Raw genomic sequence first — 16122 nt, 5'->3', positions numbered from 1 at the left:
GACATTCAGTTGGCGGTTCCATAGACAAGCTCCGGGAGAAACAGGACGATCTGCGGCGTGAAAGTGATGACCATCAGAAGCGCGAACAGCGCCAGGGCGTAGGGAGCGGCTTCGCGGGCGACGGCCATGGCGCTGACATTGGCGATGCGCGCCGTCACGAACAGCGCCATTCCGACCGGCGGCGTCAGCAGACCGATCATCATGTTGACGATCATGACGATGCCGAAATGAACGGGATCAACGCCGAGCCCCACCACAACGGGCACGAGAACCGGCGCGACGAGGATGAGGATCGCCGTCGTGTCGAGCAACATGCCCAGGAACAAAAGCACGATGTTGATGATGATCAGAAACTGCCAGGTCGCCAGATCGAGCGACACGATGTAACCGGTGAGATGCTGCGGTATCTGTTCATGAGCGAGGATCCAGGCGAACACGTGCGCCGCTGCGACGATCAACAGGATGCCGCCGGCCTGCAGGGCCGTGTTGCGTGACGCCTCCACGAATTCCCGGCCGCCCATTTCGCGATAGGCGAAGCCGAGAACCGCGGCGTAGAAGACGCCGACGGCTGCAAGTTCCGTCGCTGTGAAGAGGCCCGTTCGCATGCCGCCGATGAGCACCACCGGTATGAACAGGGCGGGAAGCGCCACGACCAGGCTCCTCAAGCGGTCCCGGTTCGGAGTTTTCGGGCTGCGGGGGAGGTCTTCTTTCCCGGCGCGCAGATGGACTGTGAGCATCAGCACGAACATCATCAGAAAGGCCGGAACGATGCCGGCCAGAAACATGCGGCCCACCGAGACGTCCGCAATAAAGGCGTAGAGGATCGAGGCGATGGACGGCGGCATGATCGGACCGATCGTGGAGCTGGCTGCGGTGATGGCGGCCGCGTAGGCGGGCCGGTAGCCAGCCTTGCGCATGGCTTCGATCTCGATTGCTCCGAGACCTGCGGCGTCGGCGAGAGCGGAACCGGACATGCCTGAAAAAATCACCGAGCTGACCACATTGACCTGCGCGAGGCCTGCCCGCCAATGCCCGACAAGGGCGCCGGCGAATGTGAAGATGCGACCGGTTATGCCCGACACGTTCATGAGATTTCCCATGAACAGGAAGAGCGGAATGGCGATCAGCAGGAAACTGTCCAGGCCAAATATCATGCGTTCGGCGATGATCGAGGCGGGCACGCCTGCAAGAAGGACAGCAAAGACGCCGATGAGAAGGATTGCGGCTGCGACCGGCAACCCCAGAGCCAGCAGTGCCAGGAGACTTAAGCCGTATACCGCGATCATGTCCGTATCGCCGCGTTGCGGGAGGCTTCTTCGTCAGGCGCTCCTGTCAGAACAGCGATTGCCAGGACAAGAGAGTGAAAGGCGATGAGAAAACTTCCCATCGCCGCCGGCCAAACCATCGTGGACATTGACCATCGCGTCGCAGCCAGAGGAAGTCCGCCCACGTTCTGCGCGAGCTTCATCGCGAGATAGGAAAACCAGAGAAACGTCACGAACATGACGAGGTGAACGATCGTCATGACAAGCCTGCGGTATCCCGGCTTCAGGATCTCGACCACCGTGTCGACCGCAATGTGCATTCCGCGTCGTGTGACGGCTGCGGCGGCGATGAAAGTGAGCCATATCAGCATCAGCCGGGTCAGTTCCTCGGTCCAGATGAAGGGATTGGTCAGAATGTATCGGCCCACGACCTGGAGAAGAGCGATGGCCGACATCGCGATGAGTAGGATGACGGCCAACGTTTCTTCCAGCATGCCAATCAGACGCGTGAATTGCCGCATGGTCTTAACCGGTTTTCATCGGGCCAACGCCTGTTCGCGGCCGAGCGCGGAAAACACAGGCGTTGGCGTCTTTATATCAGTGTTCGGTGTCACGGATGCGCGTATAGAGTTCCGCGTCCCCGCCCCAGAGTTCAGCGAGATTCGGAATGCCTTCCGCCGCAGCCGCTCTCCATGCATCGATATCGCCAGGCGTGACGAAGGTCATGCCCTTTGCTTCCAGTTCGTCCTGAACGGAGGCTTCGTTCTCCGTGAAGGCTTTCGCGATATACTGAGTCCCCGCGCGCAACGCCTCCCGCAATTTCTGCTGGTCTTCCTCGCTCAGCTTGTTGAAGGCGCTGTCGCTCATCAGGATCGGACCGGGCGCGGCGAACGACCAGGCAATGAGATTGACGTGGTCGGAAACCTCGAACAGTTTCTGCGCAAGGATCGTGTCCAGCGGCACGTCGGCGCCGTCGACGACGCCAGCCTGAAGCGCTGAATACATTTCCGAGAAGGCGACAGGCGTCGGAGTGGCGCCGAACGCCTGGAACACCTGAGGATAGGGCGGAATGTCGGCGACACGGATCTTCACGTTCTCGATATCCCCGATCGAATTGAGGGGGATGCCCTTGGTAATCACGTGGCGCGTGCCGCGGGGAAACCAGCCCATGATATGAACGCCGCTCTTGTCGGCGACGCTTCTTTCCCATTCCTTGCCGACGTCGCCATAGACGACAGCCTGCCAGTGATCGTCATTCTCGAACAGATAGGGCGCATCGAGAACGGCAAGTTCCGGAAGATGGACGCTGGCGCCACCGGGGGAGGCAAGCAGCATGTCTACGCCGCCGGTGCGAACGGACACATGCATATCGCGCTCGGTACCCAGCTGAGACGACGGAAAGACCTCCAGCTTGATCCTGCCGTCCGTGGATTCGGCAAGCTTCTCGGATGCAAGCTCCATTCCCTTGTGAAACTGGTGCGTCGGGGCCAGCACATGACCCATCTTGAGCGTCACGTCCTGCGCGTTCGCCACTGCTGAAAATGAAAGTGTGGCCGCGCATGCAGCGACCAAGAGCGAAAACTGCTTCATGTCATCCTCCCTGAGCTTTCGATTGTTATAAGTTATATTTTATAAAATATAAGTCAACGGCCTTTGTTCGCCGCGTTCTGCAGCAAGGAATCTGCGTCAGACGGGCGCGCCGAACCATCGTCCGGCGCTTGCGCGATGCATGCGAGCGGAAGCGAAGCTCCCTGGTTGGAAGAGGAGCGCGCCAGTCAGATCCGCTTCATTCGTCCCGGAGCCGCGGAAGGGCGAAGCCCATGTAAAGACAGCGTTGCAGACGCCTATGATCTTCCAATGCTGTTGGACTTCTCCAGATCCGTGAAGCTGCGATCCAGCGCATCAAGCACAGGTTCGACGTCGTCCATCGACAGGCAGAGCGGAGGGACCATTCTCAGGACGTTCTTGAAATTGCCTGATTTCGACAAAACCAGACCATGGGCGCGCGAGCGCTCGAACACGAAAGCGGTTTCGGCGCTGGCCGGCGTCTTGGCTTCCCTGTCGCTGACAAGCTCGATCGCCTGCATGAAGCCGCGACCGCGCACGTCGCCAATGACCTCGTGCCGTTGCTGGAGGGCTTTCAACCCTTCGCCAAGCTTGGCTCCGACCTTTTTGGCGTTTGCGACGAGGTCTTCGTCCTCGATGATTTTCAGCACTTCGCGGCCAACCGCGCAGGCCACCGGATTTGCCCCATAGGTGTGAAACAGGAACTTGTCGGCCATGGTTTCCGCCACCTCGCGTTTGGCGACCACTGCGCCCAGGGGGATGCCGTTGCCGATACCCTTTGCAAGAACCATGATGTCCGGAACCACGCCCTGGGATTCAAAACACCACAGCGATTCACCGGTCTTGCCGAAGCCGGACTGGACCTCGTCGAGGATGCACAGGCCACCGCGCGCCCTCGTTCTTTCGAAAGCGCCCTTCAAATAACCCTCGGGCATCGGAATAATCCCGCCATATCCCTGGACGGGCTCGATGATAATGCCTGCCAGCTGGCCGCTGGTCGTGTAGTTGATCGTTCTGTCGAGATCATCGAGATAGGGTTGGACGCCTTCGCCGAATATGCCCCGGTACTGATCGGGTTCGGCGGCGAAGGACACATTGGGAACCTGGCCGATATTGTGTCTGAAATTTCCGACGCCAGTGACCGATTGCGCCCCGTAGGTCGCGCCATGGTAGGAATTGCGGAGGGCGATAATGTCGTGATTGCCGGTCGCCGTGCGGGCCATCATCAGGGCGAGGTCGATCGCTTCCGCGCCGGAATTCGTGAAATGAACGACCCAGTCGCAGCTCGCCGGCATCGTTGCAGCGAGCTCCTCTGCGAAGTGCGCCGGAACAGGATGATAGAACATGGTGGTGCAGTGGGTCAGCTGTTCGACCTGTGAGGTCATGGCCGCGACCACTCTGGGATGGGCGTGGCCGACGCTGATGCACAGATTCATGCCCAGCAGATCGATGAGCCGGTTGTCCTGTTCATCCCATACGTACTGCCCCTTGCCGCGCTTGATGATCAGCGGTTTTTCGTAGGGCACGAAAGCTCTTTGCGTCGCCGCGAAGAAACGGTTGCGTTTATCGATGATCTCTTCGGTAGACCAGGTGACGTCCAAGCCCGACGCATCTTCCTTCATGCTGAAACTCCTTTGATTGAGTTCGCTTAAAGCGAACTAAAATTCTTTATTGACGAACAGTATGTGTTTATGCACTATTTTTTTCAAGCAGCTATTCGAGGTCAATATCAATGCGCATTTCTTTCCCCGAACACGGACTTTCCAAGAGCGAAGTGCTGGCCTCGATGCAGGCGCTGAAGTCCGGCGACATCGACTGGAAGCGCGGTCGCGCGCCGCTCTATGTGTTCGACGGCGGCGAAGACGTTTACGAAATGGGCAGAGCCGCTTTTTTCGAGTTCTTCAAGGAAAACGCCCTGGGCGGTCGACGCGCCTTTCCGAGCGTCCTGCAGATGGAAGAACAGGTCGTGGGCATGGCCATTGACCTTTTGCATGGCGACGACGATGTGCGCGGTTTCATGACAACCGGCGGCACCGAAAGCATCATCCAGGCCGTTCAATCCGCGCGGGACTACGCAAGGAGCAGGGGCAGGACGCCGAAAACGCGCTTCAATATCGTGGCGGCTGCGTCTGTCCACCCCGCATTCAACAAGGCGGCGCGGCTGATGGATCTGGACGTGGTTCGAACGCCTGTTGACGCGGATCTGCGGGCGGATCCGGACGCGCTCGCCAGGGCGATCGACGACGACACCATAATGATCGTCGGTTCAGCGCCCTGTTTTCCCTATGGCGTCATCGATCTGATCGAGGAGATCGGGCGGATCGCGCAGGACAGCGGCGTGTGGATGCATGTCGACGCATGCGTCGGCGGATATGTGGCGCCCTTTGCGGCCATGATTGGCCGGGATATTCCCGCCTTCGATTTTGCGGTTCCCGGCGTCTGTTCGATCTCCGCCGATCTCCACAAATTCGGGTTTTGCCCGAAACCGGCTTCAACAGTTTTCTACCGGGATGAAGAGCACGCGCGCCACCATGCATTCGACTTCGACGACTGGCCCAATGGCAGGTTCTACACGAACACGATTTGCGGCACCCGCCCGGCCGGAGGCGTCGCCGCGGCCTGGGCTGTCTTCAATCATCTGGGACTTGAAGGCTACAAGCTCATCGCCACCGAGTTGATGGATTTCATCGATCTTTACAAGAAGCGGATTTCCGAAGTCGATGGACTGGAGATTCTCGGCAAGCCGCATCTTTCGATCGTGGCCTACAAGTCGGGCGATTTCGACATTTACGCCGTCGCCGAAAAGCTGAAGGAAAAGGGCTGGCTGCCTGGGCTGGTGCGCGATCCCAAGGCGATCCACCAGATGATGTCGCTGGTCCACGGCAAAGTCTTCGATGAATACATCGCGGATGTCGAAGACGCAGTGGCGAGCGTCAAATCCGATCCGAGCATGCAATCCGAACTGAAGGCGACCTACTAGACGGTTCGCGAGTTGCGAAAACGAGAGATGTGTAGCGCGTACAACGATCAACTTAGGAGAGACCCATGAAGCATTTCACGAAGCTCCTCCCGGTCGCGACGGCCATGGTGGCCCTTTCGACCTCGGCGGCCCTTGCTCAGGAGTACAAATTGAAGGTCGGGGTGAGTACGCCCGAAGGCTATTCTTACAATGTCGCGCTGGCCGAATTCAAAAAGCAGGTCGAGGAAGGATCCAACGGCGACATCGAGGTAACGGTGTTCCCATCCTCCCAAATGGGCGGCGAAGCCGAGATGGCGCGCAACGTTCAAATCGGAACGCTTGAGGCGACTGTTGTTTCGACAAGCAACATCAGTCCGTTCCTGCCTTCGCTCCAGGTGCTGTCCGTACCGTACCTGCTGAAATCCATCGAATGCGCGATGGCGGTGACCAGTGGCGACGTCGGGCAGGAAATGGCCAAGGAACTCCAGGAAAAGGCGGATATCCATGTGCTTGGATATTACACCTTCGGATACCGGCAGCTCTTCAACACAAAACGTCCGATCAACAGCGTCAGCGATGTCGCGGGACTTAAAATCCGCATTCCTCCGGACAAGTATCTGGAACAGACTTGGTCGGCAATGGGCGCATCGCCGATTCCCTTGCCCTTCTCGGAACTGTTTCCTGCTCTCCAGCAGGGCGTGGTGGACGGTGACGCCAACCCGATTTCCAGCATCAAGCAGTTCAAATGGTATGAAGTCGTGGACAATGTCGCTGTGACCAATGTCGCAGTCGGCATGGCGACCTTTGCGATGAACGGACGCTTTTTCAACAGTTTGCCGGAGGAGTACCAGAAGCTGGTGACGGACGCGGCGGAAAATTCCGTAGGCGTCAACATTTCTGCGGACGCCGCCAATACGGAAGAAGCCGTCGTGTTCCTGAAGGAACAGGGCGTCGAATTTACCGAACCTGATCTCGCCGGGTTCCGCGAGGCCGCGCAACCGGTTCTGGATGCCGCGTCGGAAGAATTCGGCAAAGAACTGATCGATCGGATTGTCGCGGCACAGGACGGTTGCTGACCGTACCGACCGGCAGACCAAAACAGCACATTGAAAAACTGACTTTCGGGCGGCGTTACGCCGCCCGGCAGCGAAACTTGTTATCTCAAGGGCGGTGGAGACTTTCATGGCAAACAGGCGCGAAGTCGGCGACTCAACAGAAGGTCTGAGAATTGGCGTCGATGTCGGCGGTACTTTCACCGACATGGTCGTCGCCAGTCCAAACGGCTCAATCGACGTTTTCAAAGTTCCGAGCACGCCTTCCAAACCGGATGACGCCGTCATGGCTGCGGTGGAAAAGGCCGCGGAAGAGTTTGGAATGCGCCAAGACGCCTTTCTGCGATCAGTCTCGCATTTCATTCATGGCACGACGATCGCCACCAACACGGCGCTGGAAGGCAAGGGCGCCCGGGTCGGGCTTATCGTGACGGACGGTTTTCGCGATTTTCTGGAGATCAGACGCGGTATCCGGGAAAACCCGTGGGATCACCATGCTCCGTTCGCCCCGGTTCTGGTTCCGCGATATCTCCGGTTGCCGGTGAAAGGCCGGCTGGACGCGCAGGGGAGCGAATTGCAGCCTCTTTCCGTTGAAGACGTCGCCGAAGCCGTGCGGACGTTCCGGGAGGAAGACGTTGAGTCCTTTGCGATTTGCCTGATGAACGCATTCCTGGACGGAACGCACGAACGCGAGATCGCAGCGGAGCTTGAAAGCGAATTTCCCGAAAATTACGTCACCTTGTCCAGCAAGGCGGCGCCCATCCTTGGCGAATATGAACGCGGCTCGACCGCGGTGATGAACAGCTATGTCGGCCCGCGCACGATCAATTATCTGCGCGCGCTCGAAACGAGGCTGGCGCAGGCGGGGCTGGCCTCGCCCCTGCTTCTCGTCCAGAACAACGGCGGCATCACGTCTGTCGAAGAGGTCGCCGACAGGGCCGTCAATCTCATGCTTTCCGGACCTGCCGCCGCAATCGGATCGTTGAACCATTTTGCGGAGTCCATCGGCAAGAACAGCCTGATTTCGATGGAGATCGGCGGGACGAGTTGCGACGTCATGCTGATGAACGAGGGGCACGTCAATTATACCGACCGATTGCAAATCGCGGGCTACGATATCGTGTCTCCTTCCGTAGAGGTTCACACGATCGGCGCGGGCGGTGGTACGATTGCGCGCGTCGACGAGGCCGGATTGTTGCTTCTTGGGCCAGAGGGCGCCGGGGCGAGGCCCGGACCTGCCTGCTACGGATTTGGCGGCGAACACCCGACCGTTACCGACGCTCATGCGGTGCTGGGACGGTTTGTATCCGGTCCCTATGCGGATGGAGCGATCACAATCGATGCGTCGCGCGCCCATGACGCGATTGACGCGCACATCGCCAGCCGGCTGGGCGTCTCGGTCGAAGAGGCGGCGATCGGTATTCTGCGGCTGATGGACCAGCAACTGGTGCTCGCCGTCCAGAAGCTCAGCACCGAGCGCGGCAATGATCCCAAACTGTTCGATCTGGTGGCGGGCGGCGGCGCCGGCCCCCTCCATGTTGTAAACGTCGCACGCAATCTCGGATGCCAGAGAGTGTATGTGCCGCGGATCTCCGGCGCATTCTGCGCGCTCGGCATGCTGGGCTCCAATTGCCGGCATGACAATATGAGGTTCTTCCGGGGAATATTGGGAGAGGTTTCGCCCGACGATCTGGTCGACGGCCTGCTGGATCTCAGAATGGAGGTGATCGACAAACTCCTGCGCGAGGGTTTCAAGGAGGACGAGGCGATTGTCCAGTTCACCATGGATCTTCGCTATGTCGGCCAGCAATGGGATATTCCGGTCCCGGTTGACCTGCCGATCGAACACGACCGCGTCCGTTCTACGTTTGAAACGATGCATGAAAAGCTCTTCGGCCATGTTCAGACAAGGGGGGCGATAGAAGTCAAGGCCTTGAGATCCTCTGCGACCGGCCTGATGGAAAAACTCATGCAGCCCCGAGGCGCGCAGACAGCGGCGACGCCCGAACCGGGCGAGACCCGGCGCATCTGGGTCGATCAGAAATCCGGTTGGATGGACGTGGCCTGCTACTCGGGCGCAACGCTGGCTTCCGGCCATGCTTTTGAAGGCCCCGCGCTTATTGAAGAACAAACCACGACGCTGCTGGTCGGCGACGGCGATCACGTCACCGTCGACAATGCGGGAAATTACCTGATCATGATGGCGGACAATGACAATGCGTAGCCAAATCGATCCCATAACGCTTGCGATCATCCAGAACCGGCTTGATTTCATCGCCAGGCAAATGGGATGGGTGATGATCCGGACGTCACGCAGTCCGATCTTCAACCAGTCGCACGACTTCTCCTGTTTCATTGCCGATGCGGAGGGACATCTGATCTCCCAGGCTGACGGTATTCCGATCCACACTGGCGGCGGGGGCTTCGCGGTCGAGGCGATCCTCGATTACTTTGGCGACGATATTCACAAGGGCGACGTGTTTCTCCTCAACGATCCCTATGTGGCCGGAGGAAATCATCTTCCCGACTGGGTCGTCGCCTGGCCTGTGTTCGAGGGCGATACGCTGATCGCCTTTACCTGCAATCGCGCGCACCAATCCGACATCGGGGGCGGGGCGGCCGGAACATACAATCCCGAAGCGACCGAAATCTTCCATGAGGGCATCCGGATTCCACCGGTCAAGCTTGTGCGTGACGGCGAGATGGATGACGACCTGTTTCGACTTCTGATGCTCAATACCCGCACCCCGCATCTTCTGGAAGGGGACCTTCTGGCGATGATCGGCTCCGCCCGTATCGGAGCCGAGGAACTGCTGAAACTGTCTGCCTCCCAGGAAGGAGGACTGCGCAGCGCCTTTGAAGGCGTGATGGATCACGCCGAGCGGAAGATGAAGCATCTGCTGCAGAACCTCGACGATGGCGAATATTCCTACGAGGAAAGCTTTGACAATGATTGTTTCGAAACGCGGAAAATTCGTATTTGCGTCACGCTGAAAAAGAGCAAGGACAGGCTGACCGTAGATTTCGCCGGAACAGATCCGCAGATCAAAGGCTTCAAGAATTCTTCTTTGGCCAACACCTACTCCGCCGTCTATGCGGGAATCGTGTCGTTCTTCGGAAAGGAACTGCCTCGAAACTCCGGAACGTTCCGCGCGATCGAGATTTCCGCGCCGAAGGGCAGTCTGGTCAACCCCAATCCGCCGGCGCCGGTGACAATGTGCACCGTCTTTCCGGCGCACGAGATCATGCACTGCATCTGGTTCGCCCTGACGGAGGCCTCGCCCGAAAGAGCGCTTGCCGGATGGGGAAAGAACTCCTTTCCGGTTACGTCGGGTCGCGACCGGGAAAACCGCACCTGGGTGATGTACAACTGGTCGGCCTGTTCCGGCGCGGGGGCGACGCGGACGCGCGACGGTTTTGAACAAATCGGTCCGATCGTAACGCTCGGCGGTCTCACGATTCCCAATGCGGAAACCTTCGAGCAGATTTATCCGGTGCGCATTCACAAACAGGAATTGCGGTGCGACGGCGGCGGCTCTGGGGAACACCGGGGCGGCTCGGGCGTCGACTACGACGTGGAATTCCTGACCGACGTGGAAATGTCATTTCGTTCGGAAGGCGCCGATCGACCGACGGGCGTCGGCGTTTGCGGCGGCGGCGACGGCAAGATGGCGACGATGGATTTGCGAAATGCAAATGGCGAGGCGGTCGCCGTTCCGGATTACGGCAATGTGACGCTTGGGCCCAACCGGATGCGTATATCTTCTCCCGGCGGTGGCGGGGTTGGAAATCCTGCAATGCGGGACGCGGAACTCGTTCTGCGAGACGTTCGGGACGGGCTTGTTTCCATCGAGGCGGCCAGAGAAGACTATCGCGTGGTGGTTAACAGCGCCTCCGAACAAATAGACTGGCCGTCGACCCGGTCTCTGCGCAACAATGCGGACAGCCGCTAGGGACGACAGGAATCCGCGATGGCAGACACGGAAGGCGCCGGCAGGTTGAGATTGAAGAGCCTATTGCAGCATCTGGACAGGTCTGAAGAGTACCTTGCGTGCGCGATGCTTTTTGTTCTGTATTTGATGCTCACATTTACAATCGTCATGCGGTTTGGCTTCAGCATAGGCTACAGCTGGATCGAGGAGCTCTCGCGCGTCGTTTTCGTATGGGTTGTCATGCTCGGCGCGGCTGCCGCCATGCGGCGGGGAACCCATATTCGTCTCACTTTCGGAATTGAAATGTTCAAGGGTCGGGCTGGAACCGTCGCGCGTCTGACCGGTGAAGTTCTGTTGCTGGCGTTTTGTCTTGCGACCGCCTGGTACGGACTGCAACTCATCCTGTCCACGCTGCGGGTCAGCTATACTTTGCCATCCAGCGGAATGTCGATGTTCTGGGCCTATCTGAGCGTGCCGGTGAGTTTCGGTTTGCAGGGCCTGCGTATTGTCATGCGTGAACTCGGGTACAAAGCGAGCTGAAGGAACAGCAACCATGGGTCCTGTTGAAGTTGCACTCTTTCTCTTCGGTGGTTTCACGATCCTGATCCTGCTTGGCTTGCCGATCGCGCATGCGCTGGGCGCGATATCGCTCCTGCTGCTGCTGGTCGAGGGCATTCCGGCGCTTTCCGTGCCTCAGACGATCTACCACGCGACGGACCAGTTCCCGTTGATTGCGGTGCCGTTCTTCGTTCTCGCCGGCTATTTGATGGAATATGGCGGCGTGTCGCAGCGACTGATCGATTTCGCCTCGTCGCTTGTCGGCCATATCACCGGCGGCTTCGCCAGCGTGACAATTCTGGCCTGCATGTTCTTCGCCGCCATGTCGGGTTCCGGTCCGGCGACCGTGGCGGCCATTGGAACCATCATGATTCCGGCGATGATACGCAACGGCTACCCGGCGCCCTTCGCCGGCGCAGTCGCTTCGACAGGCGGAACGCTGGGCATCATGATCCCGCCCAGCACGCCGATGATCATCTACGCCGTGGTGGGCAATGTTTCCGTCACGCAGATGTTCATCGCCGGCATTGTTCCCGGCATATTGACCGGCCTTGTGCTTATCGTCGCCAGCTGGTGGTTCTGCCGGTCAAGAGGATACACCACGCGCAACGAAAGAGCGTCGCTGAGAAAAGTCGCATCGGCAATGTTGGCCGCGCGATGGGCTCTGCTCGCGCCCGTCATTGTGCTCGGAGGAATTTACGGCGGGGTGTTTACGCCGACGGAAGCCTCGATTGTCGCCGTGAACTATGCGCTCATCGTCGGCTTCTTCGTGTACCGAAAACTTACGCTGCGAAGCTGCGTTGATGCGTTCTTCAAAGCCGTCATGGTCGGTGGAACCGTGACGATCATTGTTGGATTGGCCGGCGTGTTCGGGCGTCTGTTGACCCAGTATCAAGTGCCTCAGATGGTCAGTCAGGCGGTATTGGATCAGACGGACAATCCCTATCTGATCCTGATCATCATTGCGATCGGGCTGATCATCATCGGCACGTTCATGGAGACCCTGGCGACGATCGTTTTGCTCACGCCGATTCTGCTGCCGGTTTGCATGTCTGTCGGGATCGACCCGATTCACTTTGGAATATTGCTGGTGGTCACGTCTGAGATCGGTTTTCTGACGCCGCCGCTGGGTGCCAATCTGTTCATAGCGATGCCGATCGCCAATGTGTCTCTTGAGCAGATATCAAAGGCTGTCCTGCCTTACATCGCACTGCTTTGCCTGATTGTCCTGCTGCTGATCATGGCGCCGCCATTGAGCACCGGACTGATCGACCTGTTCTACAAATAGACCGGGCGGCAGATAGACTAGGTCTGCTTCAAATGAACCTCGATGCTGCGCACGGCGAAATCGATTTCCGATTTCATGCGTTTGTACCAGTCATCGTCCACACGGTAGAGCGGCGCAGAGACGCAAATGCCTGCGATCGGACGGCCTGAGGCATCACACGCGCTCTTGGCAATTCCTCCGACATCGCTGTGCCAGCCGCCTTTCATGAGCGTATATCCGTTGCGCCGCGTCTTCTCGATTTCCATCCACAAGGCCTCTTCCGATGCAATGCTCAACGCCGTGCTTGTCTGGAAGGATTGCGGCATGATCGCCCGAATCTGGTCGTCCGCGAGCGCCGCGAGCAGAGAGATTCCTGTCGATGTCAGGTGCGCCGGTATCCTCTCTCCGACCTCGACGTTCAATCGAACTGCGTGATTGCCGGGAAAAACTGTCAGGTAGAGGACATCGAACCTGTCGAGTACGCCGAGAATAACCGCTTCATTGGTTTGTTCCTCCAGACGTTTCAGATAGGGATTCGCCAGGCTTTCGATCTCGCTCGAAAAGCTGGCGCGTCCGAGCTCCCAGGCTCGGGCTCCCAGCCGATAATCGCCCTGGGGCATCCGTTCAACGAAACCGCGCGTGCGGAGGGTGTTGAGTACGGTGTGGATCCCGGACTTCGATTTTCCGAGACCGTTGGCGATTTCGGTCAGATTCAACTGATGCGCGGAACTGAGCAATTGCAGCACGTCGAGACCGGTATTGAGACCGGACCTCGATGTTGCGCCGGTCTTCTCCGGCGCCACGGCTTTAACAACCGGTGACTGTTGTGTCTTTAACGGCATGCTGCTCATATCCATATCACGGAACGACGTCTGTGTCGGTGGCAATCCATATCGGTGAGACTGATAGAAGTTCAACAGTCAGATACGTGTTTTGGTCGATCGACTTGCGCCAAAATACATGATCACGACGAGCACAATCGAGGATTTGGCGCATTCGCGCCACCCGAATTGTCGAGGCGCGCACGACTGTAGCAGACTTTGTGCGACTTGCTGACCAGCGTCGGCGCTTGCCGGCGTCAGTTCATCGTCCCATTGTCCCGACGCCGGTTCGGCCCACGACTCGCCAGGTAGGTCTTGTGCGTCACTTGCAATTTTTTGGAACACGTGTTCTATCTCGAACATAGTTCCTAAATAGAAGTGACAGCTTGCATGGCATCAAGACCGAACATCGTCTTCATCATCACGGATCAACAGCGCTACGACACGATCAACGCACTTGGCTTTGCGCATGTGGACACGCCAAATCTCGACCGTCTGGCGCAAAACGGGGTCTATCTGACGTCGTGCTACGCCGCCGCTGCGTCTTGCGTGCCGGCGCGCGCCAGTCTCTTTACCGGTTACTACCCGCATACGACGGGCGTCGTCGACAACGCCGCCACGTGGCGGCACAGTTGGGTCGAGACACTTGCGGACAACGGGTATGACTGCGTCAATATCGGCAAGATGCATACGCAGCCAATGGACGCGCCGGCGGGATTCCATACGCGCATGATCGTCGAGAACAAGGACAGGTCCATGGCCAAGCGGGGCCGAGAATTCGTCGACGAATGGGACAAGGCGATCGCCAGGGCCAGTTTCGAAAAGCCGGGACTGCCCAGCTATAGCCTGCTCAACGATTACGCCGATCGTTTGGGAGCATTCGAATGGCCATTGCCGAAGGAGTTACACTCGGACACGTTCGTCGGCGGTCTCGCGATTGACTGGATCGAGCGCAAATCGTCCGAAAAGCCGTTTTTCCTGCAGATCGGTTTTCCCGGACCGCACCCGCCCTACGATCCGCCGGTCGAGGAGGCGAAACCCTATCTCGAGCGCGACCTCAGGATCAGGCCGGTCCGCGCCGGCGATGTCGAAAGCCAGCCGGAGCCTTTCCAGCAGCTGGTGCGCAAGCATGTCGAGGGAGATCACGATGCGGTTCGCCACAAGGTCGAGGCGACGGCGGAGGAGCGTCATCGCCAGCGTGCCTACTATCTCGCCAATGTCACGATGATCGATCGGGAGGTGGGCCGCGTTCTCGACGCCCTCGACGCGAGGGGCGCGCTGGACGACACGATTGTCGTCTTTACATCGGATCATGGCGACATGCTGGGCGATCACGGACACAGTCAGAAGTGGACCATGTACGAGCAGGTCATCCGCCTGCCCCTCATCCTGTGGTCGAAATCCGGTTTCGGGAGAACCGGACCGGTCGACGCGATGATCCAGCATATGGACATCGCCGCGACGCTGTTCGATCTGGCGGGCGTCGAGGCGCCGTCGTCATGGGAGGCGCGTTCCTTCGCACCGGCTCTTCGTGGAGATGATTTCGAGGAGCGCGACGCCGTCTACTGCGAACAGGGGCGTGACGTGGTGTTCCGCTTTTCCGATTTCGTTTCCATGGTTCGGACACGGCGATGGAAATATGTCCATTTCCTCGACGGCCATGACGGGCAGTTGTTTGATCTGGAAAGCGATCCGCACGAGGAAACCAACCTGTGGGACAGCCCCGATCACGCGGCTGAACGGCGCGCTATGCATGACCGCCTCACAGAGTGGCGTCTGCGCAGCGGGTATGAAACCCGTGAATGGTCAGAAGAGTGGCGGTGATTTTCAGACACGCAACCCGGCGCGCCGGGCATTGTCCGGCTCGCCGCCATTGACGGTCAGCACGCCGATGGAAGGGTCGGAAAGGCTTCCGCAAAATACCCGATAGCGGAAAAGAACCGTCGACAATTGCTGCGCGGTTTCCCGCACGTCCGGCAGCATGGCTTCCATCGTCTTGCGCGTCATCCGCACGCTCGGGCCTGCCACGGAAACAGTGCCCAGGAACCGGGTCTCGTCTTCCTGGTCATAAATCGGACAGGCTATCGAAGACACGCCGGCTTCCGCTTCCTGCTCCACCAGCCCGTAGCCCTGTTTGCGCGTACGCTCGAGTTCCTTAAGCAGCGCCTGCACCGTGTCCACGCCCCTGGTGCCGGGGCGCTTCAATTCGGGTTTGCCGAGCCCGGCGCCTATCGCGGTAGCGACAGCGTCCTCGTCGCTCATCGATGCGAGCCACACGCGGCCCGTCGCCGTGATATGCGGCACCACCTTGCGTCCGGAATGCCCGTCATAGCGCAGGATATGGTTGCCTCCCTGGCTCGACAGAACCCAGAGCAATTCATCGCCGACAAGCATCGACATGCGGCTGAGTTCCCGGGTCTTCTGACTGAGCGCGCCGATGACAGGCTCAAGGAATCCGCGCAGATCCGTTGTCGAGAAATACTTGGCGCCGATCAGCGAGAGTTTGAGGGTCGCCCGGTAGATGCCGCTTTCCTCGATCTGCTCCACGTATCCATTGTCTTTCAGTGTCGCCAACAGCCGGTGAACGGCGCTTTTCGGCATGCCGAGCTGTTCGCTCAGATGGCTGAGCGGAATGCCGGCGGGCTGGCCGTGCAGAGATTCCAGAATTTCCAGGCAGCGTTCTATTTGTGACAACCGATCTG

The 16122-nt window shown here is 58.9% G+C and carries 13 protein-coding genes; 7 read left to right on the top strand and 6 right to left on the bottom strand.

The annotated features are described in order from the left end of the window. Positions 1 to 5 precede the first annotated feature (5 nt). The 4 genes from K1W69_RS08915 to K1W69_RS08900 all read right to left on the bottom strand — a co-directional run bounded on the left by K1W69_RS08915 (position 6) and on the right by K1W69_RS08900 (position 4453). Entirely contained in the window at positions 6 to 1286 is a 1281-nt protein-coding gene (locus K1W69_RS08915; protein ID WP_220228026.1) for a TRAP transporter large permease, read from the bottom strand. Beyond that, positions 1283 to 1786 carry a TRAP transporter small permease gene (locus K1W69_RS08910; RefSeq protein ID WP_220228025.1) on the bottom strand — a complete coding sequence of 168 codons (504 nt, stop codon included), beginning with the start codon at positions 1784 to 1786 and terminating at the stop codon, positions 1283 to 1285. The genes K1W69_RS08915 and K1W69_RS08910 overlap by 4 nt, the downstream gene beginning before the upstream one ends. Positions 1787 to 1862: 76 nt before the next feature. After that, complete coding sequence (locus tag K1W69_RS08905; RefSeq protein ID WP_220228024.1) at positions 1863 to 2855, bottom strand: TRAP transporter substrate-binding protein; 993 nt, start codon at positions 2853 to 2855, stop codon at positions 1863 to 1865. A gap of 254 nt (positions 2856 to 3109) precedes the next feature. Further along, positions 3110 to 4453 (bottom strand): aspartate aminotransferase family protein, encoded by a 1344-nt coding sequence (locus tag K1W69_RS08900; protein ID WP_220228023.1) that lies wholly within the window; start codon positions 4451 to 4453, stop codon positions 3110 to 3112. A gap of 110 nt (positions 4454 to 4563) precedes the next feature. On the opposite strand from K1W69_RS08900, the gene K1W69_RS08895 reads away from it, so the two are divergent. The 6 genes from K1W69_RS08895 to K1W69_RS08870 all read left to right on the top strand — a co-directional run bounded on the left by K1W69_RS08895 (position 4564) and on the right by K1W69_RS08870 (position 12620). Continuing rightward, entirely contained in the window at positions 4564 to 5811 is a 1248-nt protein-coding gene (locus K1W69_RS08895; protein WP_220228022.1) for a pyridoxal phosphate-dependent decarboxylase family protein, read from the top strand. Between the two features lie 65 nt (positions 5812 to 5876). Beyond that, positions 5877 to 6866 carry a TRAP transporter substrate-binding protein gene (locus K1W69_RS08890; RefSeq protein ID WP_220228021.1) on the top strand — a complete coding sequence of 330 codons (990 nt, stop codon included), beginning with the start codon at positions 5877 to 5879 and terminating at the stop codon, positions 6864 to 6866. Positions 6867 to 6972: 106 nt separating this feature from the next. Continuing rightward, positions 6973 to 9066 (top strand): hydantoinase/oxoprolinase family protein, encoded by a 2094-nt coding sequence (locus K1W69_RS08885; RefSeq protein ID WP_220228020.1) that lies wholly within the window; start codon positions 6973 to 6975, stop codon positions 9064 to 9066. After that, positions 9059 to 10795 carry a hydantoinase B/oxoprolinase family protein gene (locus K1W69_RS08880; protein ID WP_258570959.1) on the top strand — a complete coding sequence of 579 codons (1737 nt, stop codon included), beginning with the start codon at positions 9059 to 9061 and terminating at the stop codon, positions 10793 to 10795. The genes K1W69_RS08885 and K1W69_RS08880 overlap by 8 nt, the downstream gene beginning before the upstream one ends. 18 nt (positions 10796 to 10813) lie before the next feature. Next, the gene (locus K1W69_RS08875; RefSeq protein WP_220228018.1) at positions 10814 to 11314 is read left to right on the top strand and encodes a TRAP transporter small permease; all 501 of its coding nucleotides are present in this window, start codon (positions 10814 to 10816) and stop codon (positions 11312 to 11314) included. Positions 11315 to 11327: 13 nt separating this feature from the next. Continuing rightward, entirely contained in the window at positions 11328 to 12620 is a 1293-nt protein-coding gene (locus K1W69_RS08870; RefSeq protein WP_220228017.1) for a TRAP transporter large permease, read from the top strand. A gap of 17 nt (positions 12621 to 12637) precedes the next feature. Here the strand turns inward: K1W69_RS08870 and K1W69_RS08865 are convergent, their stop codons facing one another. After that, positions 12638 to 13441 carry an IclR family transcriptional regulator gene (locus K1W69_RS08865; protein WP_220228016.1) on the bottom strand — a complete coding sequence of 268 codons (804 nt, stop codon included), beginning with the start codon at positions 13439 to 13441 and terminating at the stop codon, positions 12638 to 12640. Positions 13442 to 13810: 369 nt separating this feature from the next. Here K1W69_RS08865 and K1W69_RS08860 point away from each other — a divergent pair, with 369 nt between their 5' ends. Next, positions 13811 to 15244, top strand: a complete 1434-nt coding sequence (locus K1W69_RS08860) for a sulfatase family protein (RefSeq protein WP_220228015.1) — start codon at positions 13811 to 13813, stop codon at positions 15242 to 15244. A 3-nt stretch (positions 15245 to 15247) separates the two neighbouring features. On the opposite strand, the gene K1W69_RS08855 is transcribed toward K1W69_RS08860, so the two are convergent. Next, positions 15248 to 16114 (bottom strand): IclR family transcriptional regulator, encoded by an 867-nt coding sequence (locus K1W69_RS08855; protein WP_220228014.1) that lies wholly within the window; start codon positions 16112 to 16114, stop codon positions 15248 to 15250. Between the last annotated feature and the right edge of the window lie 8 nt (positions 16115 to 16122).

Origin of the sequence: Flavimaribacter sediminis (assembly GCF_019492055.1) — a bacterium.
Taxonomy (GTDB): Bacteria; Pseudomonadota; Alphaproteobacteria; order Rhizobiales; family Rhizobiaceae; genus Flavimaribacter; species Flavimaribacter sediminis.
Note: the sequence above shows the minus strand (reverse complement) of the source record. Positions and strands in the feature narration are given on the sequence as shown.

Bases quoted from the DNA above. Each gene is read 5' to 3' on its own strand.
- K1W69_RS08915 (WP_220228026.1), bottom strand. From the start codon at position 1,286: ATGATCGCGGTATACGGCTTAAGTCTCCTGGCACTGCTGGCTCTGGGG.
- K1W69_RS08910 (WP_220228025.1), bottom strand. From the start codon at position 1,786: ATGCGGCAATTCACGCGTCTGATTGGCATGCTGGAAGAAACGTTGGCC.
- K1W69_RS08905 (WP_220228024.1), bottom strand. From the start codon at position 2,855: ATGAAGCAGTTTTCGCTCTTGGTCGCTGCATGCGCGGCCACACTTTCA.
- K1W69_RS08900 (WP_220228023.1), bottom strand. From the start codon at position 4,453: ATGAAGGAAGATGCGTCGGGCTTGGACGTCACCTGGTCTACCGAAGAG.
- K1W69_RS08895 (WP_220228022.1), top strand. From the start codon at position 4,564: ATGCGCATTTCTTTCCCCGAACACGGACTTTCCAAGAGCGAAGTGCTG.
- K1W69_RS08890 (WP_220228021.1), top strand. From the start codon at position 5,877: ATGAAGCATTTCACGAAGCTCCTCCCGGTCGCGACGGCCATGGTGGCC.
- K1W69_RS08885 (WP_220228020.1), top strand. From the start codon at position 6,973: ATGGCAAACAGGCGCGAAGTCGGCGACTCAACAGAAGGTCTGAGAATT.
- K1W69_RS08880 (WP_258570959.1), top strand. From the start codon at position 9,059: ATGCGTAGCCAAATCGATCCCATAACGCTTGCGATCATCCAGAACCGG.
- K1W69_RS08875 (WP_220228018.1), top strand. From the start codon at position 10,814: ATGGCAGACACGGAAGGCGCCGGCAGGTTGAGATTGAAGAGCCTATTG.
- K1W69_RS08870 (WP_220228017.1), top strand. From the start codon at position 11,328: ATGGGTCCTGTTGAAGTTGCACTCTTTCTCTTCGGTGGTTTCACGATC.
- K1W69_RS08865 (WP_220228016.1), bottom strand. From the start codon at position 13,441: ATGCCGTTAAAGACACAACAGTCACCGGTTGTTAAAGCCGTGGCGCCG.
- K1W69_RS08860 (WP_220228015.1), top strand. From the start codon at position 13,811: ATGGCATCAAGACCGAACATCGTCTTCATCATCACGGATCAACAGCGC.